26 protein-coding genes and 1 pseudogene are annotated in these 25,153 nt (G+C 41.7%); 2 read left to right on the forward strand and 25 right to left on the reverse strand.

Annotation, left to right across the window (positions count from 1 at the left end; all coding sequences use genetic code 11):
- Positions 1–8 precede the first annotated feature (8 nt).
- From metA to SORDD05_RS04790, 25 genes and pseudogenes are all read right to left on the reverse strand, one after another.
- Positions 9–953 carry a homoserine O-acetyltransferase MetA gene (metA, locus tag SORDD05_RS04670; RefSeq protein ID WP_061417351.1) on the reverse strand — a complete coding sequence of 315 codons (945 nt, stop codon included), beginning with the start codon at positions 951–953 and terminating at the stop codon, positions 9–11.
- Positions 954–1,139: 186 nt separating this feature from the next.
- Entirely contained in the window at positions 1,140–1,652 is a 513-nt protein-coding gene (locus SORDD05_RS04675; RefSeq protein WP_061417353.1) for an adenine phosphoribosyltransferase, read from the reverse strand.
- A gap of 118 nt (positions 1,653–1,770) precedes the next feature.
- Complete coding sequence (locus SORDD05_RS04680; RefSeq protein WP_061417354.1) at positions 1,771–2,208, reverse strand: GNAT family N-acetyltransferase; 438 nt, start codon at positions 2,206–2,208, stop codon at positions 1,771–1,773.
- Positions 2,209–2,281: 73 nt separating this feature from the next.
- Positions 2,282–2,971: a 50S ribosomal protein L1 gene (rplA, locus tag SORDD05_RS04685; protein ID WP_061417356.1), complete on the reverse strand. Its 690-nt coding sequence runs from the start codon at positions 2,969–2,971 to the stop codon at positions 2,282–2,284.
- A gap of 96 nt (positions 2,972–3,067) precedes the next feature.
- Complete coding sequence (gene rplK, locus SORDD05_RS04690) at positions 3,068–3,493, reverse strand: 50S ribosomal protein L11 (protein ID WP_001085805.1); 426 nt, start codon at positions 3,491–3,493, stop codon at positions 3,068–3,070.
- Positions 3,494–3,615: 122 nt separating this feature from the next.
- Positions 3,616–4,331, reverse strand: a pseudogene (gene ldcB, locus SORDD05_RS04695) (LD-carboxypeptidase LdcB/DacB).
- Between the two features lie 15 nt (positions 4,332–4,346).
- Positions 4,347–4,808, reverse strand: a complete 462-nt coding sequence (locus tag SORDD05_RS04700) for an HIT family protein (protein ID WP_061417359.1) — start codon at positions 4,806–4,808, stop codon at positions 4,347–4,349.
- A gap of 206 nt (positions 4,809–5,014) precedes the next feature.
- A complete protein-coding gene (locus tag SORDD05_RS04705) occupies positions 5,015–5,971 on the reverse strand; it encodes a hypothetical protein (protein ID WP_061417361.1) in 957 nt (318 codons plus the stop codon).
- Between the two features lie 17 nt (positions 5,972–5,988).
- Positions 5,989–7,026, reverse strand: a complete 1,038-nt coding sequence (locus SORDD05_RS04710; RefSeq protein WP_061417363.1) for a M42 family metallopeptidase — start codon at positions 7,024–7,026, stop codon at positions 5,989–5,991.
- Positions 7,027–7,123: 97 nt separating this feature from the next.
- Positions 7,124–8,449 carry a branched-chain amino acid transport system II carrier protein gene (gene brnQ, locus SORDD05_RS04715; RefSeq protein WP_061417365.1) on the reverse strand — a complete coding sequence of 442 codons (1,326 nt, stop codon included), beginning with the start codon at positions 8,447–8,449 and terminating at the stop codon, positions 7,124–7,126.
- A 170-nt stretch (positions 8,450–8,619) separates the two neighbouring features.
- Complete coding sequence (locus tag SORDD05_RS04720) at positions 8,620–8,907, reverse strand: rhodanese-like domain-containing protein (protein WP_061417367.1); 288 nt, start codon at positions 8,905–8,907, stop codon at positions 8,620–8,622.
- Positions 8,908–8,927: 20 nt separating this feature from the next.
- Positions 8,928–9,419: a prolyl-tRNA synthetase associated domain-containing protein gene (locus tag SORDD05_RS04725; protein ID WP_061417369.1), complete on the reverse strand. Its 492-nt coding sequence runs from the start codon at positions 9,417–9,419 to the stop codon at positions 8,928–8,930.
- A gap of 12 nt (positions 9,420–9,431) precedes the next feature.
- Complete coding sequence (locus SORDD05_RS04730; RefSeq protein WP_061417828.1) at positions 9,432–10,016, reverse strand: uracil-DNA glycosylase family protein; 585 nt, start codon at positions 10,014–10,016, stop codon at positions 9,432–9,434.
- 53 nt (positions 10,017–10,069) lie between these two features.
- Complete coding sequence (gene pepV, locus SORDD05_RS04735; RefSeq protein WP_061417371.1) at positions 10,070–11,470, reverse strand: dipeptidase PepV; 1,401 nt, start codon at positions 11,468–11,470, stop codon at positions 10,070–10,072.
- Positions 11,471–11,482: 12 nt separating this feature from the next.
- The gene (locus SORDD05_RS04740; protein ID WP_000670152.1) at positions 11,483–12,088 is read right to left on the reverse strand and encodes a nitroreductase family protein; all 606 of its coding nucleotides are present in this window, start codon (positions 12,086–12,088) and stop codon (positions 11,483–11,485) included.
- Between the two features lie 185 nt (positions 12,089–12,273).
- On the reverse strand, positions 12,274–12,798 hold the full coding sequence (locus tag SORDD05_RS04745) for a hypothetical protein (protein WP_000720917.1): 525 nt from the start codon (positions 12,796–12,798) through the stop codon (positions 12,274–12,276).
- A gap of 157 nt (positions 12,799–12,955) precedes the next feature.
- Entirely contained in the window at positions 12,956–13,795 is an 840-nt protein-coding gene (locus tag SORDD05_RS04750; protein WP_061417373.1) for a metallophosphoesterase family protein, read from the reverse strand.
- Positions 13,785–15,632, reverse strand: coding sequence for an excinuclease ABC subunit UvrC (gene uvrC, locus SORDD05_RS04755; protein ID WP_061417375.1), 1,848 nt, complete (start codon positions 15,630–15,632; stop codon positions 13,785–13,787). The genes SORDD05_RS04750 and uvrC overlap by 11 nt, the downstream gene beginning before the upstream one ends.
- A 101-nt stretch (positions 15,633–15,733) precedes the next feature.
- Positions 15,734–16,435 (reverse strand): M57 family metalloprotease, encoded by a 702-nt coding sequence (locus SORDD05_RS04760; RefSeq protein ID WP_061417377.1) that lies wholly within the window; start codon positions 16,433–16,435, stop codon positions 15,734–15,736.
- Between the two features lie 107 nt (positions 16,436–16,542).
- On the reverse strand, positions 16,543–17,322 hold the full coding sequence (locus SORDD05_RS04765) for an alpha/beta hydrolase (protein ID WP_061417379.1): 780 nt from the start codon (positions 17,320–17,322) through the stop codon (positions 16,543–16,545).
- Positions 17,323–17,390: 68 nt separating this feature from the next.
- Positions 17,391–19,052: a ribonuclease J gene (locus tag SORDD05_RS04770; protein WP_061417381.1), complete on the reverse strand. Its 1,662-nt coding sequence runs from the start codon at positions 19,050–19,052 to the stop codon at positions 17,391–17,393.
- Between the two features lie 173 nt (positions 19,053–19,225).
- A complete protein-coding gene (gene recJ / locus SORDD05_RS04775; RefSeq protein ID WP_061417383.1) occupies positions 19,226–21,448 on the reverse strand; it encodes a single-stranded-DNA-specific exonuclease RecJ in 2,223 nt (740 codons plus the stop codon).
- Between the two features lie 129 nt (positions 21,449–21,577).
- Positions 21,578–22,207, reverse strand: a complete 630-nt coding sequence (locus SORDD05_RS04780) for an NAD(P)-dependent oxidoreductase (protein ID WP_061417385.1) — start codon at positions 22,205–22,207, stop codon at positions 21,578–21,580.
- A gap of 150 nt (positions 22,208–22,357) precedes the next feature.
- Positions 22,358–22,795 (reverse strand): Rrf2 family transcriptional regulator, encoded by a 438-nt coding sequence (locus SORDD05_RS04785; protein WP_061417387.1) that lies wholly within the window; start codon positions 22,793–22,795, stop codon positions 22,358–22,360.
- 56 nt (positions 22,796–22,851) lie between these two features.
- Positions 22,852–23,694, reverse strand: coding sequence for a metallophosphoesterase family protein (locus SORDD05_RS04790; protein ID WP_061417389.1), 843 nt, complete (start codon positions 23,692–23,694; stop codon positions 22,852–22,854).
- A 197-nt stretch (positions 23,695–23,891) separates the two neighbouring features.
- Here SORDD05_RS04790 and SORDD05_RS04795 point away from each other — a divergent pair, with 197 nt between their 5' ends.
- Entirely contained in the window at positions 23,892–24,266 is a 375-nt protein-coding gene (locus tag SORDD05_RS04795) for a hypothetical protein (protein WP_061417391.1), read from the forward strand.
- Positions 24,267–24,523: 257 nt separating this feature from the next.
- The gene (locus SORDD05_RS04800; protein WP_081102454.1) at positions 24,524–25,150 is read left to right on the forward strand and encodes an adenylate kinase family protein; all 627 of its coding nucleotides are present in this window, start codon (positions 24,524–24,526) and stop codon (positions 25,148–25,150) included.
- Positions 25,151–25,153 lie beyond the last annotated feature (3 nt).

The raw sequence follows: 25,153 nt of genomic DNA on the forward strand, positions 1-25,153 counted from the left end.
AATTCCTCTTATAAATATCCAAATGCAGCCGCATCATCCTCTACCTTTCTCCAGTCAAAAGGGGTTTCTTGATAAACTGCATAGTTAACCCAGTTACTGAAAAAGAGAGCAGCTGAAGAAGACCAACAGAGACACGGTGTCTCATTCACATCATCATTTTTGAAGTAATTTTCTGGAATGTGAGGATTAAGCCCTGCCTCACAATCACGAAAATACTCTTTTGCTAGAGTATCACGGTCATATTCTAAATGACCAAAACTATAAATCTCACGAAGATCCCGACTGGCTAAAATAGAAACGCCAACTTGTTCTCCCTCAGAGAGGATTTCCAGATTGGTTTTTCCTAAAATCTCTTCCTTATAGATTTCTGTATGACGAGAATGGGGAGCCACATAGCTATCATCAAAACCTCTAAAGAGAAGATGGCCCTCTTTCAAGGTATCCTGCGGGTAAATGCCTGACAATTTCTGAGCCATCTGGTGCTTTTCAACTCCATAGCGAGCATAAAGACCTGCTTGTGCCCCCCAACAGATATGGAGGGTTGAAAAAACATGCGTCTTGGACCATTCGATGACCTGCTTAAACTCCTCCCAGTAGTCCACCTCCTCAAAAGGCAAGTGCTCCACCGGAGCTCCTGTGATGATCATCCCATCAAAAAAGTCATCCTTGACCTCAGGAAAGGTCTTATAGAAGGTTTCCATATGTTCGGCACGAGTTGTCTTTGAACGATGCGTCTCCATATACAAGAAATCAATATCTAACTGCAGGGGCGTATTGGCCAAATGCCGCAAGAGCTGCGTTTCTGTCACCATCTTTTGAGGCATAAGATTTAAAATCAAAATCTTCAAGGGGCGAATATCCTGATGAGCGGCCCGTTGGTCATCCATAACAAAGATATTTTCTGTCCTTAAAATCTCCACAGCTGGTAATTTTTTATCAATTCGAATCGGCATAATACCCTCCTAACAGTTCTCTATTTCGGGAATGATGTTGTCTGTTTGAAAGTAAAAACCTCCAAATACTTCTTCCCTTTATTATACTGTATGAAGATATAGTTTTCAATTATAGTTTTTCTCTAACTAGCTATAGTTAATTTATATAGCAGATGAAGAGAAAACAGCCCCAAGGACTGTTTTTCATTAATAATGCATAAGTACCTTGTAATCGTAATCTCCGATTCTTTCACGCCCTTTAAGCTCATCCAACTCAATTAAGAAAGCACAACCAGCTACAACTCCACCAAGTCTTTCAATCATCTCAATCGTTGCCTTGACAGTTCCACCTGTTGCCAAGAGATCATCTACGATGAGAACGCGTTGGCCTGGCTTGATTGCATCAGCGTGCATGGTCAAGGTATCAATACCATATTCTTTCTCATAGTCAGCAGAAATCACTTCACGTGGTAATTTCCCTGGTTTACGAACAGGTGCAAAGCCAATCCCCAACTCAAAGGCAACGGGACAGCCAACGATAAAACCACGGGCTTCTGGTCCCACGATCATGTCGATTTTCTTGTCCGTTGCATACTGAACGATTTCACGAACAGCATAGCTATAAGCATTTCCATCTGCCATCAAAGGGCTGATATCACGGAAGGTAATACCTTCCTTAGGATAATTTTCAATCGTTGCGATATAATCTTTTAAATTCATCTTTTTCTTTCTTTCAAAGTTTTTACTCTCTATTATACCATATTTTCTGTGAAAGAAGAAATAGAAGATTTTTATTTGCTAATCCATGATTTCGTTCTGACTATTTGAGATTCAAGCTTTAATCCAACCACTGAATATAGGCTGTTTTATCTTCACTATTATAACCAGCTCCCTTATAAAAATTCTGAGTACTTGCATTTTTAGAACCTGTCAGGAGCATCATCTTATAACAATTTTCCTCTTTAGCTATCTGTTTAGCATATTCAAGACAGGCACTTGCATACCCTTTCCCTCTATCTTCTTCTCGGGTCACCACATTTTCTATCAAAGCATAGGGTCTCACACCTCTCGTCAAATTGGGAATAATGACACAAATACAGGAGGAGACTATTCTTCCTTCCACCTCTTTCACGATAACATGATGGCGCTGGTCAGAAATCATCTCACTCCATACTTGCTGCAAATGAAGACTATCTTCTGGGATTTCTTTCTCATGTAAGGATAGGTAGAGATTTAATAACTCAAATAAATCCCCCTGTACAGCTTCTCTCAACAATTTTATTTCCTCCAATCCTTTGTTAATAGATTTGAATAAAAAAACTCTGACCGAAGTCAGAGATTCTAGTTAATTAAAGTGAGTTCACGTCAACCTTGATACCAACACCTTGAGTAGTTGTGATTGTCAAGTTTGTTACGTAAGTTCCTTTAGCAGTAGCTGGTTTAGCTTTTTGGATTGTTTCGTTGAACGCTTTGAAGTTTTCAACCAACTTGTCAGCTTCAAATGAAACTTTACCGATGATAGCTTGTACGATACCTGCACGGTCTGCACGATAAGTGATTTTACCACCTTTAGACTCTTCAACTGCTTTAGCAACATCCATTGTTACAGTACCAGTTTTAGGGTTTGGCATCAAGTTACGTGGTCCAAGGACACGTCCAAGACGTCCAACAAGAGCCATCATATCAGGTGTAGCGATAACTACGTCGAAGTCCAACCAACCGTCGTTGATTTTAGCAACTAGGTCATCTTCACCTACGAAGTCTGCACCAGCAGCTTTTGCTTCTTCAGCTTTTGCACCACGTGCAAATACAAGAACGCGAGCTGTTTTACCAGTACCGTTTGGCAATACCATTGCTCCACGGATTTGTTGGTCAGCTTTTTTAACGTCAATGTTCAAGTTGTAAGCAACTTCTACAGTTGCATCAAATTTTGCAAAGTTAGTTTCTTTTGCAAGAGCTACAGCTTCTTCTACGCTGTACGCTTTTGTGCTGTCGATTTTCTCAAGAGCAGCACGAAGTTGTTTGCTTTTTTTAGCCATTTTCTATTCTCCTTGTAAGTGGTTCAATCGATTTTCATCTCCCACGTCACTTCTCGAAATGATGAAGTCTTGCGGGTTATATAGGGATGTTATTGATTAGTCAACAACAGTGAATCCCATAGAACGAGCAGTACCTTCGATCATACGCATTGCAGACTCAAGGTTTGCAGCGTTCAAATCTGGCATCTTAGTTTCTGCAATTTCTTGTACTTGTGCACGAGTAACTGAAGCAACTTTTGTTTTGTTAGGTGTACCTGATCCTTTTTCAACACCTGCAGCTTTTTTCAAAAGAACAGCAGCTGGTGGTGTTTTAGTGATGAAAGTAAAAGATTTGTCTTCGTAAACTGAGATAACAACTGGAATGATCATACCAGCTTGATCAGCTGTACGAGCGTTGAACTCTTTTGTGAATCCCATGATGTTGATACCAGCTTGACCAAGAGCAGGTCCAACCGGTGGAGCTGGTGTAGCTTTACCAGCAGGGATTTGCAATTTTACAAGTTTTTCGACTTTTTTAGCCATTTTTAAATCCTCCTTTGTGGTTTTGGCGGTAATGTAAGATTTTTACCTCCCACAAGTATGCTTTACACATACCTTTCCATTATACACTATTTATCTAAAAATGCAAGAGAAAACTTTCATTTTTAATCGACGTAATCGCCACCTTCAAAGCCATAGTACTCTTCCAAACTGAGACCACTTGCAGCAATTTCTTTGGCTTCTTTTCCAACGTAGCGGAGATGCCATTCTTCTGTCATGTAACCTGTCTCTTTTTCCTTGCCTTTGAGATAGCGAACAACAAAGCCATAGTCAGCCGCATGGTCCAAGAGCCACTGGGCTGCTTTTTCTTCAGTAACTAAATCACCATCTGTACCAATAAGGTCAAAAGCAAGACCCGTCTGGTGTTCACTGTAACCTGGGCGGGATGAGTAGCGATCTGCTGCTTCCTTCCCGTCTTGATTGACATAGTCTTGGTATAGCTTAGCCTGAGTTTCATAACTTCTAAAACCACTGTAGTGGTCACTGATTGGATAGCCCTCAGCCTGCATGGCTGCGATTAGTTTGAGCAACTCTGCCTTGGCTGTTGGATTCTCTCCTGGATTGTAGTCTTTTGACAAAGGATAGCGTTTATTGGCAATGATAATTTCATCGTATTTCCCTTGGATACTATAATAACTTCCTTTATCTACAACCTCTGCTTTTTTCTGGCTAGAAGTTTGGGATTTGCTACCCACAGTTCCTTCAGGTTGACTGCTTTGCTCCGTCTTTTGAGTATTTTCTTCAACTTTGGTTTTTCTTGCGAACAAGCTGCAAGGATCAACGCTAATAAACCAGATAAAATGACATATCTTTTTTTCATTTCTTTCTTCCTCTCTTAGGCCAAGCATTTCTCCAATTCATGAGATAAGGTTTTAATCATCTCTTCCAGCTCTGGAGATTGCACTTGGTAATCTTCTGCTGCCATTTCTTCCCAGGGCACCCACCAGACTGGGCCACGGCCGTTAAGTCCGTGACCTTTCATATCACCTGCTCTTCGCGGAAACAGATGCCAATGAGCGTGGGCATCACCGTTTCCTAGGAGCTCAATATTCATCTTTTCAGCCTCAAATGCTTTGGCGACTGCTTCTTGGACCAAACTCATTTCCTCTAAAAAGCGAAGTTTTACAGGAGTCTCCATATGGTGGAGTTCTGTAACATGTTCTTTTGCTAAAAATAAGGTATAGCCCTTAAAGTATTGGTGGTCTCCAATAACTACATAGCCTGTTTCTAGTTCTTTGACAAAGTAGGGGTTTTGCCCAACTTTGATGAGTTCAATTCTCTGACAGATGAAGCACATGAGTCTCTCCTTTTAATTATAATATCTTCAACCTTGAATCTGACAGTTTGGGATAGCTGTGCTTGTATTCTCAAGTATCTAGGGATTAAATCACTCACTGTCAATCCCTGCTTTATTTACCCCTTGAATATCTGATATCAGACTCCCCCTAATCCTCAACTGTTTCAAAGTTGAGAAGGGAACAGCCAAGGTCAAAGAGTCGATGTTTATAGGTCATCATTCCCCTCCCTCTTATCTTTGTGAAATAAATTCTTAATCTTACTAAAAAATGGAATAACTGTAAAATTATCTATAAAGCGTCTCTTACTTAACTTAGGTCCCTGCAGTTTTCTATATTCTTCGATATAAATTGTAGATACTTTACTAATTTCACTTTCTCCGAAAATAATAGCTTTAAAAAATACTACACAAATACTTAGACAAAGTGAAACTATTCCAACAATAAGAACAATAAATAAATTTTTATACAAATAATACGATACTACAGTATCAACTACGACAATATAGAAAAGGGACACTGTAATAAATATTCCAGATCTTCCATCATCGCTTCCATCAACACTCAATTCTGGAAGTAAAAAAATTAAACTTACTACCATAATCAAGCAACAAGCTAATAACGGAGAGAATTCAGTCGGTTGTTCGATAAAACTTTTGTACCCAGAGTAAATGAAAAATAGCTGAAGTAATAACATCGCATACTGAAATAAATAAAACCATATTTTAACTGAACTTATGATCGGAATATTTTTTTCTACTTTTATATCTAGTAATCGTTTAGCAATTTGTATCCGATGAGCTAGTTCTTTTAAATCCTCTATTTGAAGTATTTGAGAAGCAAGTTTTTTCTCTATAATTTCTATTTGATACCATATATATCCATCATCTTCTATCCACTGATATTTTCCAAAAGTTTTTATTTTTCGTCCATACGGATTAATGTTTTGAGAAATTCTAAAAAGTAGTTTTTCTAAATCTGGATTAGTAATCCCTTTATCTACCAGTTCATCAGCATAAACAACTAGTTCTTTAAAGTTTTCTTGTTTATTTTCATACACATACTTACGATATTCCTCTTTTTTCTTTTGGAAATAAGCATACAAACCCGAAATTATCCCTGTTATTATAGCAGGCGTTGCTAATTGTTTCAGTATTTCATACATAATACTTTATCGCCCCTTCAGTCCACCAACTCGCTCTTAAGATAAGCATCAACCATACGCTCAGTCGCTACTACTGAATCAATGTGGGTGCGCTCGTAAGAGTGACTGGACTCAATACCAGCTCCAAGGAGGGCGTGTTTGACCTCTGCTCCTGCTGACATAGCTGCGGAAGCATCCGAACCATAAAATGGATAGATATCCAGCTTAAATGGAATATCTTGCTCTTTCGCCAGGGCAACTAAGTGTTGACGGAAGTCATAGTGATAAGGACCGGAAGCATCCTTGACACAGATAGATACTGTGTACTCATCCGTCTGCTGGTCATCTCCCATAGCTCCCATATCCACAGCTAGATATTCCACTACCTGAGCAGGAATGTTAGAGTTTGCACCATGACCCACCTCTTCAAAGACTGAAAAAGCAAAATGAGTTGTTACTGGCAACTCAATCTTCTCTTCCTTATAAATACGAAGCAGATTGAGCAAAATTGCTGCGCTGACTTTGTCATCCAAGTGACGTGACTTGATAAAGCCAGTCTCTGTCACGACCGTTCGTGGGTCAAAACTGATAAAGTCGCCGACTTCAATTCCAAGGGTACGGGTTTCTTTTTCATTGGTTACTTTGGCGTCCAAACGCACTTCCATATTGTCCTGTGTGCGTTCTGCAGTTCCTGCATCCTTGTAGACATGACAAGAAGTCTGGTGGATGAGGATGGTTCCAGATACCTTTTTACCTGTGCTAGCCACATGAACCGTACAGTTTTCCCCTTCAATCATGTTCCAAGGAAAACCACCGATACGGTCCAATTTGAGACGGCCATCCGGTTTGACTGCACGAACAATAGCACCCAGCGTATCCACATGGGCAGTCACATAGCGGTGTTGCTCATCATTTTGACCTTTAATGGTCACATTGACACCGCCCTTTGCTGTGCGAACAGGCTGGTAACCAAGCTCTTCTAAAGTATGGACTAGGTAGTCTGAAATCTCACGAGTAAAGCCCGTCGGAGATGCAATTGCGGTTAGTTCTTTGATATAGTTTACAGTTTGATTCATTTCTTCACCTCTTTTGCTACCTATTATAACACATTTATCATCGGATAAAAAAAGAAAATCACTCCTGTAGACTTGGCTACAAAAGTGATTTTAGTGATTATTCCATCTCAAAAACGTCACTCTCTTGCTTGTTTGGTAGAACCAATGAGAGCAAGATTCCTACGATGGCTGGCACCAACCATGGGAGAGATGCCTTGGCAAAAGGAAGGGCGTTGACAAGATTTGCAAGAAACTCAACCTTAAACGAGCTTCCTAGTACGCTTGCAATGGCAATAGCTGTAACAACAGCAATTGTCAACTGCATACCTGGTTTTGAAAGAGCCACAAATTTGTTGACAATGACAATCATAACGATGGCAATCGTGATTGGGTACAAGATTACCAGTACTGGAACTGAGTACTTGATGATTGCATCAAGACCCAAATTGGCAATGGCAAATCCAATCAAGGTAAAGGCTGTCGCATAAACCTTGTAGCTGATTTGTGGGAAACGTCCGTTAAAGAACTCAGCTGTTGACACAATCAAGCCAACTGTCGTTGTGAAGCAGGTTACAGTTACCATAACAGCAAGGAAGAGTTGAGCTGTCGAACCAAAGATTTCCTGAGTTGCTTGCGACAAGATATAAACACCTGGTGTTCCACCCTTCATCGCTTCTGCTGGTACCGGGAAGTGATTTCCAAGGAATCCTAAACCGATGTAAAGAGCGCTGAAGGCAAGAGCTACAACGATACCAACCACCCAAATAGTTGAGATGTATTCTTTCTTACTTGAAAATCCAAGCTGTTTCAAGGTTTGAACAGCGATGACACTGAAGGCCACTGAGGCTAGGGCATCCAAGGTATTGTAACCTTCTAGGAAACCTGTACCAAAAGCAGAAGCTTGATAGGCTTCTGAAGCTACTTGAGGGCTGGTTCCACCATATTTGAAGGCACCTAGTACAACCAAGATAACAATCAAAATCGCAAAGACTGGTGTTAAAATACGGCCGATACGATCCAAAATCTTTGATGGATTGAGTGAAATCAGATAGGCTGCGGCAAAGTAAAGCACGGTAAAGATAATCAATCCTAGGCCTTTATTTGCTTCAGACAAGAGGGGGCTGATGCCGACCTCGTAAGCTGTTGTTGCTGTACGTGGGATGGCAAAGAATGGGCCAATCGATAGATAGAGGACTGCAAGATAAAGAGTTGCAAACCAAGGTGAGATTTTCTTAGAAATCTCGTGAATGTATCCTTTAGGATTGAGCGTTCCAATAATAAGGGTCAAAACGGCGATACCGACGCCTGAAAAGACAAAACCTGCGATGGCAGGAAGAAACTGTTCTCCAGATAGAGCACCTAGAGAAGGCGGAAAAATCAAGTTCCCCGCACCAAAAAATATTCCAAACAGGAGCAAGCCTGTTAGGGCACCTTTTTTAGCCATAAAAATCTCCTTCATATTTCTAAAATACTGACCTAGTATACCATGATTAAGATTTTGAAAAAAGCATCCAAAATTAATCATTGAATGTTTTCAATATTTTAAAAAATAAGAATTGTCTAAAAACAAATTTCTCCTACCTAGTCCACACCAAGTAAGAGAAATGCAAAACTTTAAAGATTTTCAAAGGCCATCATGCCACCTTGAACATTGATGGCCTTGTATCCATGTTCCTCTAAGAACTGGCAAGCACGAGCTGAACGAATGCCCAACTTACAGATGACATAATAGAGTTGGTCAAGTTCCAACTCTTGGTAGCGATCTGCTAACTCAGAAAGAGGAAGAAGCTGGACTCCTTCTAAGTGAAGGGCATCATACTCCTCCTGCTCACGAATATCGAGAACGTGTAAGTTTTCTTTCTGATAAGCTTGGTAAAAACTCGAAAATGGAATTTCTTTCATGATTTCTCCTATAGAATTTGTTATGGAAGTGTTAGAATTTCGTAGCTAAAGTCAATAGACTCTAAAAATCGGAACAAGTCTTGGGTTTTAATAAAGATGGTCTTTTCATTAGTATTGGGATGGAAAGTCATGATATCCTCCGATACAATGTCCTTATCAAAATAAACTAGAATGTCTTTTTCATCATTATTTAACAAACCAAAAGGTGATACTGTTCCTGCTGGTAGGTTCATTTTCTCAGCCAAGGAGTCCAATGAAGCCATGCGAATCCGATTAGCTCCCACTTGCTCTTTAAAGTCATCCATATCCAATGGTTTATGATCATCCATGATGAGCAGATAATACTGGGTTTTCTTTTTGTTGGTCAAAAACATGGACTTGGTTCGAACTCCTTCTAGGCCTTCAATATAGCTATCCGCCTGCTCTGTCGTAAATGCAGGTGGATGCTCTACCACATCATAGACGATACCCAACTCTTGCAAGGTATTAGCTACTTGTTGATAAGCGTCCATAGTTTTTCTCCTTTATTGATGAATAATCTTTTGTACCAATGCTTGCAACTCTGGCACTACTTCTGACTCAAACCAAGGATTTTTTTTCATCCAGATTTGATTTCGTGGCGAGGGGTGAACTAGTGGGAAATAGGTTGGTAAGTAGTTCTGGTAATGTTTTACCCGTTCTGTCACCTTGCCACTAACTTTCTCCTGTAAATAATAGGCTTGGGCATATTGCCCAATCAAGAGAGTTAATTGGATATCGGGCAACTCTTGCAAGAGTTGCGGATGCCATTTTTCTGCAAAACCTGTACGAGGTGGAAGATCACCTGACTTGCCATGTCCCGGAAAGTAGAAATCCATGGGCAGAACTGCAAAATAACCTGAATTGTAAAAGGTATCTTCATCTACACCTAGCCAGTCCCGCAAGCGATCACCACTCTTATCCTTCCAATAAATCCCAGCTTCTTGCGTTTTAAACCCCGGAGCTTGACCGACAATATTGATGCGAGCAGTTTTTGGCGCCGCAAAGAGAGGTTCGATTCCACGTTCTGTATAGCTGGTATTCTGTGGATCCGCCATAATGGCCTGCTTGATTCTTTCGATTTGAGACATCTGTTTTCCCTCCAAAAAGAAGTCCAAGCATAACATCTCAGACTTCTATAGCTTTATTTGATCAATTCGTAAATCGCTTCGGCATAGATTGCTGCTGCTCGGAAGAGATCGTCTAAGGCGATAAATTCGTTGGCTTGGTGCATAGTGTCAATTGAGTCTGGGAACATAGCACCGTAGGCAACCCCACGTTCCAACAAGCGACCGAAGGTACCACCACCGATGACTTGTTCATGACCTTGAAGTCCAGTTTGTTTTTCATAGACATTCAACAAGGTTTGCACAAGTGGATCTTCCATTGGCACATAGTGAGGTGTGTGACCGTGTTCAGAAAGGCTAACAGAAGCAACTGGCAAGGTTTCAAGGATTGACTTGATCTGCTCTGGACTTGTTCCTTTTGGATAACGGAAGTTGAGGGCAATCGTATTGTCAGCGCTTGTTTCATCGAAGCGGAAAACACCGGCATTCATAGAAAGGGCACCCATCTTTTCATCCACATGAGCCACCTTGAGATTTTCACCCTCATGGTCATTCAAGAGAATCTTACCAGCGATGTCGAGGTAGTCTTTTGCAGGTCCTGCAAAGTCAAACTGGCTGAGGAAGAGGGCAAGGTAGGTTGCACCGTTGACACCTGAAGCAGGCATAGCACCATGGGCTGATTTACCAATCACAGTCACCTTGTACTGACCGTTTTCTTCTTGGAGTTCTCCTCTAAGTTTGTGCTCTGCAACAAAGGCATCTAGTTTAGCTTGCAAGTCAGCCAAGTCACCTGAAACGACTGCTGTCGCTGATTCAGGTACCATGTTTTCACGCAAACCACCTGTGAAACTGTGAAGACGGGCAACACCTGTATTTTCACCTGCAAAGTGAAGGTATTCTGTGATATTTCCTTTTTCACCATTAATGATAGGGAATTCAGCGTCTGGAGAGAAGCCAAAGTCTGGTTTCGCAAGTCCTACATGTTCAAAGTAGTAGTCCATATCTGCCCAACCTGATTCTTCGTCTGTTCCTACTATGAAACGAACTTTCTTAGAAGTTGGAAGGCCCAATTCTTTGATGATTTTCAAACCATAGTAACAAGCTGTTGTAGGCCCCTTGTCGTCTGAAGCTCCACGCGCATAAAGACGACCGTCTTTGATAGTTGGTGTATAAGGGTCTGTATCCCAACCACTACCAGCTGGCACCACGTCCATGTGAGCAAAGATTCCGAGAACTTCTTCTCCATCACCAAATTCGAAATGTCCAGCATAGTTATCGACATTCTTAGTTGGATAACCATCACGGTCTGCGATTTCAAGGAATTTTTCCAAGGCTTTTACTGGACCAGGTCCAAATGGATGCTGAGCGTCCGCCTTGCTGTCATCACGTTCTGAGTTAATCTCCAAAAGGCTAAACAAGTCAGCCAAGAGGTCTTCTTTGCGTTTTTCTACTTCTGCTGTAAAATCAATTGCTGTCATTTTTTCTTCCTTCTATCTTTTCTCGATGATTTCATCTACTGGCAAGCGGTAGCTTGGTTCCAATTTTTCGTCTGTGTAACCTACCGTAATCAAGAGTTCTGGGCGGAAACGGTCTTCGATATCTAAAACTTCGTTGGCTTTTGATTTGTCAAATCCAAGGATAATATTAGAACCGATTCCTTGGTCTGTCAAAGCGAGAACCAAGTTCATGGCAACCAAACCTGCATTGAGGGCTAGGTAGTCACTGACTTGTTGCTCACTGTAACGCGCAAATTCAGCAGGCAAATTCTTCATAAAATATTGAAGTTGCTCTTCAGAGAAGTTCTTTGCACCACCAACGCGGGCAATCTTACGAGCACGTTTAGCAAGGTCCGTATCTGTAAACAAGGCAATGGTTACAGGTGCTGATGATACCTGCTCAAAGTTCGAACCATAAGCCAATTTTGCCAATTCAGCATTTTTCTCACGAACAACCACAAACTTCCATGGCTGGCTGTTGTGGGCACTTGGGGCTAAAGTTGCGATTTCAATAGCTGTGCGAACATCTTTGGGATCAACTGGCTTATCAGTGAAATGCTTGGTCGCATGACGTTTTTTATTTAATTCAAGAAATTTCATAATCGATTTCCTTTTCTAATTCTACTGCTTCCATTCTACCATATTTTGAAAGAGCTTGCAGGGATTTTTCATAGAGTTAGTACTTCTTTCAAACTCTCTGCTATTAATTTGGAGCTCTTTAAGTAGGTATCGCTTTAGATTTGAAGCAATCAAAAAGCAGGTGATCGAACACCTACTTTCTTATATTATTGACCAGATGTGTATGGAGCAATTGCTTTATAAGCCGCTTCCAGCGCTTTCTTCATTGTGTCACGTCCAGTTTTCAACTGTTGAACAAATAGAGTACGAGTTTGTTCTGGCACTACTGTATCATCAGAACCAATACTTGAAAGGCTTTCGTTAAATGACTCTCTTACAGTCTCCATAGACTTAAGCGCTGGTTCAACTTGGGCGTTATATGCTTCTTTTCCACTCTCTGGAATTTTCTCCCCTATTTCAACTGCATGCTTTTTATAATTGTCGACTAGTTTACCAAAGACTTTCTTCACATCTCCAACAGTTTTAGCATTGTCAATTTCTTCATCGGTGATCAAAACAACCTCATTATTTTCTGTCTTTGAACTAGACGTTGTTGATGAAGTCTCTGAAGAAGAAGTTTGTTCTACAGAGCTTGAAGTCTTAGTCGAAGAATCAGACGTTGTTTTCCCTGAACATGCTGCTAAAACAACAACAGATAAAAGAGCCATACTGGCTGTAATAATTTTCTTCATAATGTTCTCCTTTTTATTAAGAATTAAGTTCATTGTATAACAAAATAATTTCATTGTCAAACTTTAGCTAAGCCATCTTTTCTTCCTTATTGTCTGACTCTTTTCTAAGCGATTCGACTACAAATCTCACTTCAAATTAAGGGCGTCCATTTTATTTCTAACTTTGCAGAAAATCAAAATAATCTTTCACATCCTCTACATATCCATGCTTTTCAATTAAACTAGCTAAAAGTTCCATATTGTGCCCCTGATAGTTGTCTTCTCTGCGTAGCTCTTCATACATTTCAATAAAGGGAAGCCCCTTGGACTTGGCTAATTCTAGCTCCACTTCATAGTCATAAGAAACTTTTCGGAATAGAATGTTTACCAATTCCCCATCTTCTACTTCTATCACGGCATACTGAGCACGGTGATTTTTTAACGCCTCCCAATCAAAATAGGGCATGCCAATCGAATCTGGATTGATGATTTGTTGCCCTCGGCTTCCATAACGAAGCAACTGCTTGTGGACATGACCGTAAACTGCTACATCTGTCTCCTCATCAAGTAGCTGGTCAAATTTCTCCGTATCATTGTCAACCAGCAAGTCTCCTCCATAGTTTTTGTCAGGTAAGTTGTGAGAGAGCGAAAAACGCAGCCCATCAATTTCTTTCTTCGCAACCATAGGCAGGCTCCGCAGCCAAGCGATCTGATCGGGATCCATTCGCTCCATCAAATACTGCGTCATACGCAAGAGCTGAACTTCCTGTGGGTCTTCTAAGCCATATTGCCCATCTAAAGCCTCAAGGACACAATCATCCCAATTGCCTCGAACACTTGCTGTGATAGGAAGTTCCTTTAACAGAGCGACCAAGTCATTTGCACCTGGACCAGGAAGAAAAATATCTCCCAGAAGCCAGTATTCACTGACTCCTTGATTTTTAGCATCTGCAATAACTGCTTCTAAGGCTGTCGCATTGCCATGAATATCTGATAGAATTGCAATTTTATGATTCATTGTGTTCTCCTTCTGTTTGGTAATCTACTTGTTCTTCCGCCACTTGAGCCAATTCCACTTCTTCCTGCGGGTTCAACTTGGTTTGCACAGCTTCTGCGACTGCTCTTGGCACTCCAACTTCGACAATTTCATCCACACTAGCTTCCTTGATTTTAGTCAAAGACTTGAAATGCTTCATGAGATTCTGCTTACGTTTAGGTCCTAGACCGTCAATCCCATCCAGTTGTGAAGAAAAGGAATTTTTTGAGCGCAGTTGACGGTGGAAAGTGATAGCAAAGCGGTGCACCTCATCTTGGATGCGTTGGAGGAGGAAAAATTCCTGAGAATTGCGAGACAACTCCACCACCTCCAGCGGATCTCCAAAGAGCAGTTCATGGGTTTGGTGCTTGTCATTCTTTTGCAGACCTGCAATTGGGATATCCAAACCTAGCTCTTCTTGGATGACTTGCTTTGCGATATTGACCTGACCTTGTCCCCCATCGATGACAATCAAATCTGGCGGGGTCAAGCTCTCACGCTGAACTCGGCCATAGCGTCTGCGGATAACCTCTCTCATACTGGCATAATCGTCTGGACCCACAACGGTTTTTATCTTGTACTTACGGTAGTCTTTTTTACTCGGTTTTCCATTGACAAAGGCCACCATAGCTGAAACAGGACTGGTCCCCATGATATTAGAGTTATCAAAAGACTCGATACGGACTGGAGTCGGTATTTGGAGCAAGCGTCCCAGATTTTCAATAGCCCCTTGGGTCTTTTCGACAGATTTTTCTAGCAGGTTAAATTTCTGCTCTAGACTGACTCGAGCGTTCTTTATAGCCAGATTGACCAGTTGCTTTTTCTCTCCACGCTGGGGTTTGAGAATCTTGGTATCCACCAAGGCCTTGACAGCTTCTTCATCAATATCCTGCGGAATCAGCACTTCATTGGGAACCAGGTGGGATTTTTCTTGATAAAACTGCCCCACATAGGTCAAGAAGTCCTCATCCGGATCATTGTAGTAGGGGAAAAGATTGACATCCCGCTCGATGAGTTTTCCTTGACGGACAAAGAAAACCTGCACACACATCCAACCCTTGTCCACATAGTAGCCAAATACATCCCGATTTTGGAGATCCTTGGCCATGACCCGTTGCTTGGTCCGAAGTGTTCCAATCGCCTGAATCAGGTCACGGTATTCCGCCGCACGTTCAAACTCCATACTTTGAGCTGCCTTTGCCATCTTGCCCTTGAGGTCATCGATGATTTTGTCATCCTGTCCTTTTAGGAAATCAGAAACCTCCTGAGCCATGGACTTGAAATAGGCCTCATCCTTCTTACAGATGGTGTGGGCCATACATTGGCCGATATGATAGTAAAAACAAACCTTAGACGGTGGATTGGTACACTTACGAAAAGGGAAAATCCGATCCAACAGTCGCTTGATTTCATTGGCCGCTCCCACATCGGGATAAGGGCCAAAATAAAGACCACCGTCCTTTTTAACCTGACGGGTAATAATCAAACGAGGATAGCGCTCATTGGTGATTTTGATAAAAGGATAAGACTTATCATCCTTGAGCATGATATTGTACTTGGGCTTGTTTTCCTTGATAAGGTTAATTTCCAGCAGGAGGGCCTCGATATTAGACTCAGTGACGATAAATTCAAAATCCACAATCTCAGACACCAGAGCCTCGGTCTTGGTATCATGACTTCCACGGAAATAGGAACGCACGCGATTGCGTAGATTTTTAGCCTTTCCTACATAGATAATAGTGCCATTTTTATCCTTGTGAATGTAACAACCAGGGCTGGTCGGCAAGAGGTCTAGTTTTGATTTGATCAAGTTATTCATAGTTCCATTATAGCAAAAAGCCTGTAACAGGACGAACAAAAAGCCCCACCGATCACTTGATGGAGGAGCTTTGATTTCATTTCGGATTGCACTGACTTCATCTAGTCGCTACTGGTATAAAGTTTTTGAACAGCTGTCACATCCTGGGGCTGAATCCCATAGTAGGAACCTGCTGGCTGCATGACAGAAGTCTCGTTGGTGTGATCCAATCCGATGGCATGCCCCAGCTCGTGCTCCGCCGTGTGCACGATCCGTTCATAAGAATAACCATAGTTTGGATTGGATAGGTAATAGTGATTCAAGCGAACTGTTACAGATATAAATTGATTGGTCAAGAGATTGGTTTGACTCTCGGCTTGACCTGCTACAGCGGTCGATCCATCATTCATCTCACTTGCCACAATATCTGCCTGACTAGGATCCGCAACCACCTCAAAGGTAAAGGCTCCCGTTTGATTCCAGTTTTTTATGGCTTCTGCATAGGCACCTTGGAAGGTCTCATCCATTTGAGGCTCAATATAGATGCGAGCTGAGGACTGAGCCCACTTGCCTTCTGCATGTTGGTGACTGTCTGTCTGAGACAAGACTTCCAGCGTTCCCGTCTCTTTCCATTGATTCCAGCCACCTTGACCAATCTTGCTCATTTTTTCAAGCTGATTGACCGCAGAATGAAAATCACCAGACAGATACCAAACCACTCCAAAGGCAATGAGAAGTAGACTAGCCACGGTCCAAACCAGACGCCAGAAGAAACGCCAAATTCCCAAAAGAAATCGGAATAATAATCGAATAATCCAGAACATGACACTCCACCTTTCATAAAAATAAGAACCTATCTTGAAATCGATGGTCTCCCATAATCAAGATAGATTCTCTATTTTACTGAAAAAAAACTGAAAGAAACCTAAAACTAAGATAAGCGCTCTTCCAAAACAAAGTTAATTGGTAGAGTAGCCAAAAAACGTTCCAATTGTTTTTCCCAGTAGTACCACTCGTGCTTACCTGGACTATGACTATAGGTCACCTCAAAACCAAGATTTTTGAGATTTTTCACAGCGAGCTTATTGGCAGAGTAGAGATAGTCTTGCTCCCCACACCAAGCCCATAGTTTGGTCTTTTTATCGGATTTTGCAGACATGCTTTCAAGCGAATGAGGGCTAGCTGTCCAGTCTTTGATTTCTCCAAAAACTCCTCGCCAGTAGGCAAGAGAGCCCAAATCCTGACTTTCAGGAGAAAATTCCTGAAAACTGAGCGCACCAGAAAAACTAGCCGCATGAGAAAAACGATCGGTTGCGAGAGCCAGCTTGAAGGAACCATAGCCTCCCATGGAGAGACCCGCAATGAAGGTCTTTTCTCGCTTGCTGGTCATATTAGGGAAGAAGCGTTTCATGACTTGGGGGAGTTCTTCTGCTAGAGCTGTATAGTAGTCAAAACCATACTGGGTATCGGTGTACCAGCCATTATTTGTATTGGGCATGATAACAATGAGATTGGTTCCGCGCAACAAGCGTTCGACATTGGTACGCTTGAGCCAGCTATTTTGGTTTCCTGACATTCCGTGCAAAAGATAAAGGACAGGAATATCTGTGCAATCTGGTTCAGTCACCCGACTGGCATCCGGATAGAGTACGGTAACACCCCACTCCATATCCAAAACTTCTGAGTAATACTCAATATTCATAACTGCCATGGTTTTCTCCTTTTACTATTCTATAAGAAAAAGCCGAATTTCGACTTTTTCTGTAGGTATGCTGCTTATTATTTTGCTTCCATCACGACTGGCAAGATTGCTGGGCGACGCTTGGTTTGATCAAAGAGGTACTTGGTCAGATTGTCGCGAACCTTGCCTTTGAGATCTGCCCAGTCGAAATCTTCACCTTGGAGATAGTCTTCCACGATTTGGTTGATCAGTTCTGAACTTTCACGGAGAATGTCACGACTCTTCTTGAGATAGACAAATCCACGCGTGTGAACTCGTGCCTTAGCCACAATTTTCTTCTCACGACGGTTGACAGTGATAGCCACGATAAAAATCCCATCCTCTGACAAGACCTTACGGTCACGAAGAACAACATTTCCAACATCTCCGATGGCATTTCCGTCAATCAAAACATCACCTGCGGAAACTCCGCCAGCAGGGACAAAGTCCCCGTGTTCGTAGAACATGGTGGTTCCCTTTTTAGGGATAAAAATGCGCTCTGGCAACATTCCAACCGCCATGGCAGCCTTGGCATGTGCATCCAATTCACGATATTCCCCTTGGATAGGGAAGAGGTATTTTGGTTGCAAGAGATTGATCATCAACTGTAAATCACGCGCATTCCCGTGTCCTGATACTCGCAAGCTTTGGGTAATGAGTTTTACCACACCACCAGCTTGATAGATCATATTTTCAACACGTGCCATGACAGCTTCTTTAGCGATAGATGGAGTCGTTACGATATAAACTAGGTCACCGTCCTTGATTTCCACATAACGGTGGCGTCCAATAGACATCTTGCGAAGTCCATTGATGGGTTCACCCATACGACCTGTCTCTAGAATAATCAACTCATGGTCTTCAAAACGAGACATTTCTTTGGGTTTGATCAAGAGACTTTCGTTGGCCAGAGATAATTTTTTGAGACGAATCGCAGTGCGGACGATATTTTCAATATCAAATCCAGTCAAAACAACTCGGCGACCTGTATCTGCTGCAGCATCAAAAACCTGCTGGATACGAGAAAGGTTGCTGGCAACTGCGGCAACGATAATACGACCTTCCCAGTCTGCAATGGTCTGGGTAATTTCGTCTCCAACTTCACTCTCGCTCGCCACCTGGATATTGCTGTCTGCATTGGCTGAATCACTGAGGAGTGCCAAGACACCATCACGACCAATTTCTGCCAAACGAGCAAAATCCGTCGTATAGGATTCGCTAGCTGTCTGGTCAAACTTGAAGTCCCCTGTATAAACGATGCTACCTTCAGCTGTTTTCAGGACTATTCCCAAACTTTCTGGGATAGAGTGAGTTGTACGGAAGAAGGAAACCACAGTTCCTCCAAAGTCTATCTCCGTATCTTCATCAATCACATGGAAGTCATTGAATTTCTTAACCGTATCATTTCCTTTGACAAAGAGTTTGGCCAACTCAATGGTCAACTCCGAACCAAACACAGGCACCTTAGCCTCTGCCAAAAGATAAGGCAGGGCACCAATGGCATCCGCATGTCCGTGGGTCAAAAAGACCCCTGCGATACGATCGCTATTTTCAAAAAGGTAGTCCATATTTGGAATGACGACATCAACCCCTAGTTGTTCATTTTCAGGGTATTTAAGCCCTGCATCCAAAACAAAAATAGAACCATCGATTTCAGCGATGTACATATTTTTACCATTTTCTCGTACACCACCTAGTGTTGTTAAACTAATATTACTCATTTTTCCTCCGAAACTTCATTTATCTTGATTATAGGGCGAATTTACCCTTTTATTCTAAAAGTTCTAAAACTTTCAGCCGAATCTTTTCCTACCATTATACCATTTTTTTGATTATTTTCAAAATGAAGATTTGTTTTCAAAAAAGAGCTGGTTACCCAACTCTTTCCTATCTTCTAGTTTTCTTCCATCAAAAAATCATACATTTCTTGTACCGTCCCCAGCGCCATCATCTCTTGGTCTTTGACGGTTTGTTTGAGATTTTGGTATATCTGACTTTCAGCAATTTCCCTTTTCGGCGCTTCTTTATTGACTGTCATGACACCATCTTTGATCGTCACAAAGCCCAGCTCTTCAAATACTTGGATCATCTTGACCAGCAAGATTTGTTGGATATTGAGATAAGTCGCCAAATCTTTGAGCTTGTAGCGAATATCAAACTCTGGGAACTGGTAAATAGTCTTGTACAATTTGGCAAACTGTTCTCTAGTCCCGTAACCTGTCAGATAGTAGACCTTGTCAATGTCATTTTTGAAATAGACAGCAGAGAAATGTTGTTTCTGAAAAATGGCCTTCAGCAAGGTAATATCTTCCGGAATATTTTTCACAACAACCGCTTCACTAGTCGCTAAATCTGGCACCTCTCCAGAGAAATCCAAGACTGGAACCCCTTCTGGCAGGGCTACGTTCTTCCCACGAATGTTAAAGAGTTGAACACCTTCCACACGCGCATCCACCATCATCAACTGGAGGGCAGTTTGGCCATTCCATTGATTGACAGACAAGGTGACTGCCAATTCTAGATTCTTGGTTTGAGAAAATTCTGTCGCCCAGCTACCTTGTCCAAAGGCCACCACTTCAAAACCCGCCTCACCCTTGGAAATCTTTAGTTTGAGATGAGCGTTGCCTGCTCCCATGGCACGAGCATGTTCCACTTGAAAGTCCTTGACGTAAAAAACTGGTTTTTGATTATCCATTCCAAAAGGTGCCAAACGTTCAAAGTTTTTCACTGTCTCTAAACTCAGATTTTCCAGCTCCAACTCTTCGTCCAAGTTCAAGGTATTTTTCCCAGTAGCATCTGCACCTATTTCACGAATATAACTTTCCAGCACTTCTGACAAAACTGGTATTTTCTCGACGGCTAACGTCATACCAGCCGCACCAGCGTGCCCTCCAAAGGCGATAAAAAGGTCTCGATGTGGGTCCAAGGCCTCAAATATATCGACAGCTTCTATACTACGGGCACTTCCCTTGGCTCGATTCTCTTCAATGTTCAAAACGATAACTGTCTGACCAAGTTCTTCCAGCAAACGACCTGCAACGATTCCAAGTACGCCTGGATTCCAGCCTTCTTTAGCCAAGATTTGCACCTGTCTCTCAGGATCTACCATCAATTTGGCTTCGTCATAGATTGATTGGACAATTTCCTTGCGCTCTTCATTCTTTTGATGAATCATAAGGGCAATATCATGCGCCTCCTCATCGTCAAAACCTGTTAGTAAATCAATAGCAGGGTTGGGATCATCTAAACGTCCCAAGGCATTTAAACGGGGAGCAATCTGAAAACCAACAGTTTCTTCTGTCAGCTCAGTAGCTGCAATTCCAGCGATAGTCAGCATCTCCTGCAAACCTATCCGTTGGCTGCTTCGCAGTACGTCCAAACCATACTGAACCAAGATCCGATTTTCATCTGTCAGACTGACCATATCGGCAATGGTTCCAATAGCTACTAAATCTAGCAACTCCAGTTGCACTTCCTCTAGTAGGGCACAAGCCAACTTGAAAGCCACTCCACAACCCGCTAAATACTTAAAGGGATAATCTGCATCTGGGTGTTCTGGATGGATAATCGCATAAGCATCTGGTAAGGTTTCAGGCATGGAATGATGATCAGTCACAATGACATCTACTCCCATAGACTGAGCTAAGTCAATCGCCTCATGTCCTGCAACACCATTATCTACAGTTACAATTAAGGAAATTCCTTGCTGTTCAATGAAGTATTTGTAAACACTAGCATTAGGCCCATAACCGTCTGTAAATCTATTAGGCAAATAAACCTGACACTCTGCGCCTAACTGTTCCAGCGCCTCTTTGACAATCGAAGCCGAGGTCATTCCGTCTGCATCGTAGTCACCATAAATCAAAATTTGCTCGTAATTTTCAATCGCCTGACGAATCCGTTCTACTGCCTTTCTCATATCATTCAGAAGATATGGATCATACAAATCCTCCAAGGAAGGCTCTAAAAAACGCTTGAGCGCAACTTGATCTGAAATTCCACGCTCCAGCAAGAGACGAGCTACATCAGCCCCCAATCCTTCTTTCTTTGCTATCTTATTAAAATCCGCGTCTTCTACTTGCGGCATAAATTTCCAATTATAGGTAGGAGTTATCACAAAAGATACCCACTCTTTCTAACGATTCTATCCTTTCATTATAACATGATTCGAGGTATTTCTCTATTTGAATTTTTGCTAAAAAACATGAGCACTTCTACTGCTCATGTTTCTCTCATCATTCTTTTTCTATTTTCCTCGAACAGAAATGCGTTCTTGCTCATACTCTCCTGATTCAATAATGTCTAGCATTGCTACGGCGTAATCAGAATAACTGATAAAACTATCTCCCTTGTCATTAACAGTAAAGATTTCGCCAGCTAGCACATAGTTTCCAGTTTTTGGCGCTTCTGGGTCAAAATCCGCTGCGGGACTCACAAAGGTCCATTTCAAATTGTTTTTCTGACGAATCAAATCCAATTCATCTGCCTGGGCACTAGCAAGCGGTTTGAACTCATCAGGAAAATCTGGTGTGTCCAAAAGACGCATGGTTTTAGTTTCATCTACATACAGGCTACCTGCTCCTCCCACAATCACTAAACGCGTATCACTGCCTGCAAGCAAGTCATTAAAGTGTTCAACTGATTTGCTATGTAAAGGCAGTGTTTCAGGAGTAAAGGCTCCAAAAGCTGAGACAAGAACATCAAAATCCGCCACATCTTCCTTAGTCAAATCAAATAAATCTTTTACAAGGACTTTCTCTGCTTGACTCTTATTCTCAGAGCGGACAATTGCTGTCACTTCATGACCACGTTCCAAAGCTTCTTTAACAATCAATTGACCCGCTGCACCATTTGCTGCTACTACTGCAATTTTCATTTTCTTTCCTCCATTTTGTTGTAAATTTATTGGTTACAATAAAAAGTATATCATATTTTGTTGTAATGTCAACCATTACATATCGTTTTCCATATTTTTATTCAATTATTAGAAGGTAGCTACTAAACAAAAAAGAGGAATAAAATCCTCTTACTTAGGCATTTTCGCCTCAGCATCTGCCACAACCTGAGCCAGGCTTGTCTGACGAAGTTGGTTTTCCATTGCTTGCTGGACTTCAATCAACTTTTTATCTAGCACACTATGGATGTTGGCACCGATGGGGCAATTGGGATTTGGATTCTCGTGAAAACTAAACAGTTCACCCTTTTTCCCCAGACACTCCACTGCCTGATAAACATCCAGAAGTGTGATTTGTTGCAAGTCCTTGGCAATCTCTGCACCGCCTGTCCCACGCGCAACCGAAATCAACTCAGCTTTCTTCAACTGAGACAAGGTCTTTCTAATGATGACTGGGTTGACCCCGACACTTCCTGCCAAAAAATCACTTGTCACCTTACTTTTTTGTCCCTCTAGGGCAATGATAATCAGCATATGAGTTGCAATGGTAAATCGACTTGAAATTTGCATCTTCTTCTCCTTTCACATCCTATCTGATATCCATTATACCCTTTTACGTTGTAATGTCAATCATTACCACTCCCCAACCATTCATCCAACTCAACATCATGTCCCTGCTCTTGGGCAATTTCATGTAGAAGCTCTTGGTTGTGCGTGTGATGAATTCCGTTTACCAGACTTTCATAGTAGATTTGGAAATAGGGGAGCTTCAAATCCCTAGCCAGCTGCAATTCGGCTTCCACATCATAATCCACTCGACGAAAATCAACATCAGCCAAACCTACTTCATCAAACTCTAAGATCATATACTGGGCACGTAGATCCTTACGCAACCACGCATCTAAAAAGAAGGGTTGCCCAATGGATCCTGGATTAAGAATCAACTGTCCGTCACTTCCATAACGAAGCAACTGTTGGTGAATATGGCCATATACTGCGATGGAGGCGTGTGGATTCGTCACTAATCTATCAAAATCTTCCTGTTTTCCCATATGAATCAACTCTCTTCCCCAATTTTTATCAGGGAGGTGGTGAGTAATTCCTACCGTCAAATCCCCAAACTGACGATGAATTTGCATGGGTTGATTGTGGAGCTCTTCTATTTCTTCTGGAGAAATTTCCTCTAAGATATACTGGCATTGGCGCAGGAGATAGCGATGACTAGCTTTTGTTAAATCTAGCTTACGATGCAGGCCTCGCCAGAGACTATCCTCCCAATTACCCAGTACTCTTACTGTGATGGGCAAATCAGCCAAGAGGTTCAAAATCCTTCTACGTCCTGTTCCCGGCATAAGAACATCTCCCAAAAGCCAGTACTCATCCACCTTTGCTGCTCTTGCATCAGCCAGTACAGCTTCCAAGGCTGTCGTATTCCCATGTACGTCTGAAAGAACTGCTATTTTAGTCATTCTTTCTCCTCATTTCCTCTTACTTCTTTTGTTAGTATTATAGCAGAAAACACTCCAAAAAATCACTATCACTGCTTACCAGATTAACTTGTAAGAGCTTCCAAATCGTGCTATAATATAGGTAGAGAGCTCCCCTTCATTTAGGATCATGTGGTCTTCAACATCTCTCTATTTTTGCAGATTGGAGGACTATTGCCATGCGGAAATATCTTAAGTATATCCCATACTACCTTGTCATTTTCTTCTTTTACTGGCCCCTCTATGAGTTGCTTTTACTGCTGATTTCTGACCCTTATACGCTGAAAGGGCTCTACATTTATAACATCATCCTCTTTTCACCTTTGGCAACCTTCATCGTGTCTCTTCTTTATAGCTACCGTTTCCACTTCTCACTGTGGTGGCTGCTCGGTATTGCTCTTCTCTATTACTTTACCATCATCACTTTCAATGAATTCATTCTCGTTTATTTCCTAGCTTATGAACTCTTTGCCCTACTTGGTATGGCTTCAGGTTCAGGTATTAAATATATGCTCCGGCAAGGAAAAAACAAAAAACTTTCACAAAATCCTTGAAAATTCTCGCAATCATGCTATAATAATGCATAGAGACAAGTCACTTAGTCCCTTTCTACTAGAGAGTGCGTGGTTGCTGGAAACGCATAGAGAGCCTAAACTGATACTACTCTACTGACTTTTATGAAAACATAAAACGGTGGCCACGTTAGAGCCAATCAGAGGTGTCCCTCTTTTTTGAGGAACATAAATGAAGGTGGAACCACGTTGCGACGTCCTTTTAGGATGTCGTTTTTATTTTGTCAGAAGGAGGAAGAATGATGCTTTATATGATTGGCGGATCGCCTTGTAGCGGAAAATCAACAATTGCCTCACTTCTTGCTAGACAGTATCAACTACTTCATATCAAACTGGATGATTTGGTAGAAGAGATGATGAGTCAAGCAAGTGCAGACTCACAGCCAATTTGCCTTCTTAGGCAGGATAGAAATCCAGAACAAATCTGGATGAGAAATCCAGAAGAGATGGCAGATGAAGAATGGCGCTTTTATGAAGAGATTTTTCCTTATGTAAAATCTTACTTGATAAAAAATCAAAACAGACCTCTCTTGGTGGAGGGAGCAGGACTTTTGCCTCACTTGGTAACGGAGCTTGAATGTCTAGCGTCTTCCTATCTATGCTTGACTCCGACAGCTGATTTTCAGAAAAAGTACTATAAACAGAGAGAATGGGTTCCTTATGTCTTAGAGGGTACTACCAATCCTGAGAAAGCTTTTGAAAACTGGATGCAACGAGACATTCTTTTTGCTCAAATGGTGCGTAAGGAAGCGATGAAATTAGGTTATTCTAGTCTCGTAACAGATGGTAGTCAATCAGAGAATCAGACTGCGGAAGAAGTTGCTCGGCTCTTAAAATTGTCCAACAAAAAAAGAATAAATATTTAAGGA

This window comes from Streptococcus oralis, assembly GCF_001578705.1.
Classification (GTDB): Bacteria; Bacillota; Bacilli; order Lactobacillales; family Streptococcaceae; genus Streptococcus; species Streptococcus oralis_J.

Coding starts and splice junctions, on each gene's coding strand:
- metA (WP_061417351.1), bottom strand. CDS start 953: ATGCCGATTCGAATTGATAAAAAATTACCAGCTGTGGAGATTTTAAGG.
- SORDD05_RS04675 (WP_061417353.1), bottom strand. CDS start 1,652: ATGAATTTAAAAGATTATATCGCAACGATTGAAAATTATCCTAAGGAA.
- rplA (WP_061417356.1), bottom strand. CDS start 2,971: ATGGCTAAAAAAAGCAAACAACTTCGTGCTGCTCTTGAGAAAATCGAC.
- rplK (WP_001085805.1), bottom strand. CDS start 3,493: ATGGCTAAAAAAGTCGAAAAACTTGTAAAATTGCAAATCCCTGCTGGT.
- SORDD05_RS04700 (WP_061417359.1), bottom strand. CDS start 4,808: ATGTGCTTCATCTGTCAGAGAATTGAACTCATCAAAGTTGGGCAAAAC.
- SORDD05_RS04705 (WP_061417361.1), bottom strand. CDS start 5,971: ATGTATGAAATACTGAAACAATTAGCAACGCCTGCTATAATAACAGGG.
- SORDD05_RS04710 (WP_061417363.1), bottom strand. CDS start 7,026: ATGAATCAAACTGTAAACTATATCAAAGAACTAACCGCAATTGCATCT.
- brnQ (WP_061417365.1), bottom strand. CDS start 8,449: ATGGCTAAAAAAGGTGCCCTAACAGGCTTGCTCCTGTTTGGAATATTT.
- SORDD05_RS04720 (WP_061417367.1), bottom strand. CDS start 8,907: ATGAAAGAAATTCCATTTTCGAGTTTTTACCAAGCTTATCAGAAAGAA.
- SORDD05_RS04725 (WP_061417369.1), bottom strand. CDS start 9,419: ATGGACGCTTATCAACAAGTAGCTAATACCTTGCAAGAGTTGGGTATC.
- SORDD05_RS04730 (WP_061417828.1), bottom strand. CDS start 10,016: ATGTCTCAAATCGAAAGAATCAAGCAGGCCATTATGGCGGATCCACAG.
- pepV (WP_061417371.1), bottom strand. CDS start 11,470: ATGACAGCAATTGATTTTACAGCAGAAGTAGAAAAACGCAAAGAAGAC.
- SORDD05_RS04740 (WP_000670152.1), bottom strand. CDS start 12,088: ATGAAATTTCTTGAATTAAATAAAAAACGTCATGCGACCAAGCATTTC.
- SORDD05_RS04745 (WP_000720917.1), bottom strand. CDS start 12,798: ATGAAGAAAATTATTACAGCCAGTATGGCTCTTTTATCTGTTGTTGTT.
- SORDD05_RS04750 (WP_061417373.1), bottom strand. CDS start 13,795: ATGAATCATAAAATTGCAATTCTATCAGATATTCATGGCAATGCGACA.
- uvrC (WP_061417375.1), bottom strand. CDS start 15,632: ATGAATAACTTGATCAAATCAAAACTAGACCTCTTGCCGACCAGCCCT.
- SORDD05_RS04760 (WP_061417377.1), bottom strand. CDS start 16,435: ATGTTCTGGATTATTCGATTATTATTCCGATTTCTTTTGGGAATTTGG.
- SORDD05_RS04765 (WP_061417379.1), bottom strand. CDS start 17,322: ATGGCAGTTATGAATATTGAGTATTACTCAGAAGTTTTGGATATGGAG.
- SORDD05_RS04770 (WP_061417381.1), bottom strand. CDS start 19,052: ATGAGTAATATTAGTTTAACAACACTAGGTGGTGTACGAGAAAATGGT.
- SORDD05_RS04780 (WP_061417385.1), bottom strand. CDS start 22,207: ATGAAAATTGCAGTAGTAGCAGCAAATGGTGCAGCGGGTCAATTGATT.
- SORDD05_RS04785 (WP_061417387.1), bottom strand. CDS start 22,795: ATGCAAATTTCAAGTCGATTTACCATTGCAACTCATATGCTGATTATC.
- SORDD05_RS04790 (WP_061417389.1), bottom strand. CDS start 23,694: ATGACTAAAATAGCAGTTCTTTCAGACGTACATGGGAATACGACAGCC.
- SORDD05_RS04795 (WP_061417391.1), top strand. CDS start 23,892: ATGCGGAAATATCTTAAGTATATCCCATACTACCTTGTCATTTTCTTC.
- SORDD05_RS04800 (WP_081102454.1), top strand. CDS start 24,524: ATGATGCTTTATATGATTGGCGGATCGCCTTGTAGCGGAAAATCAACA.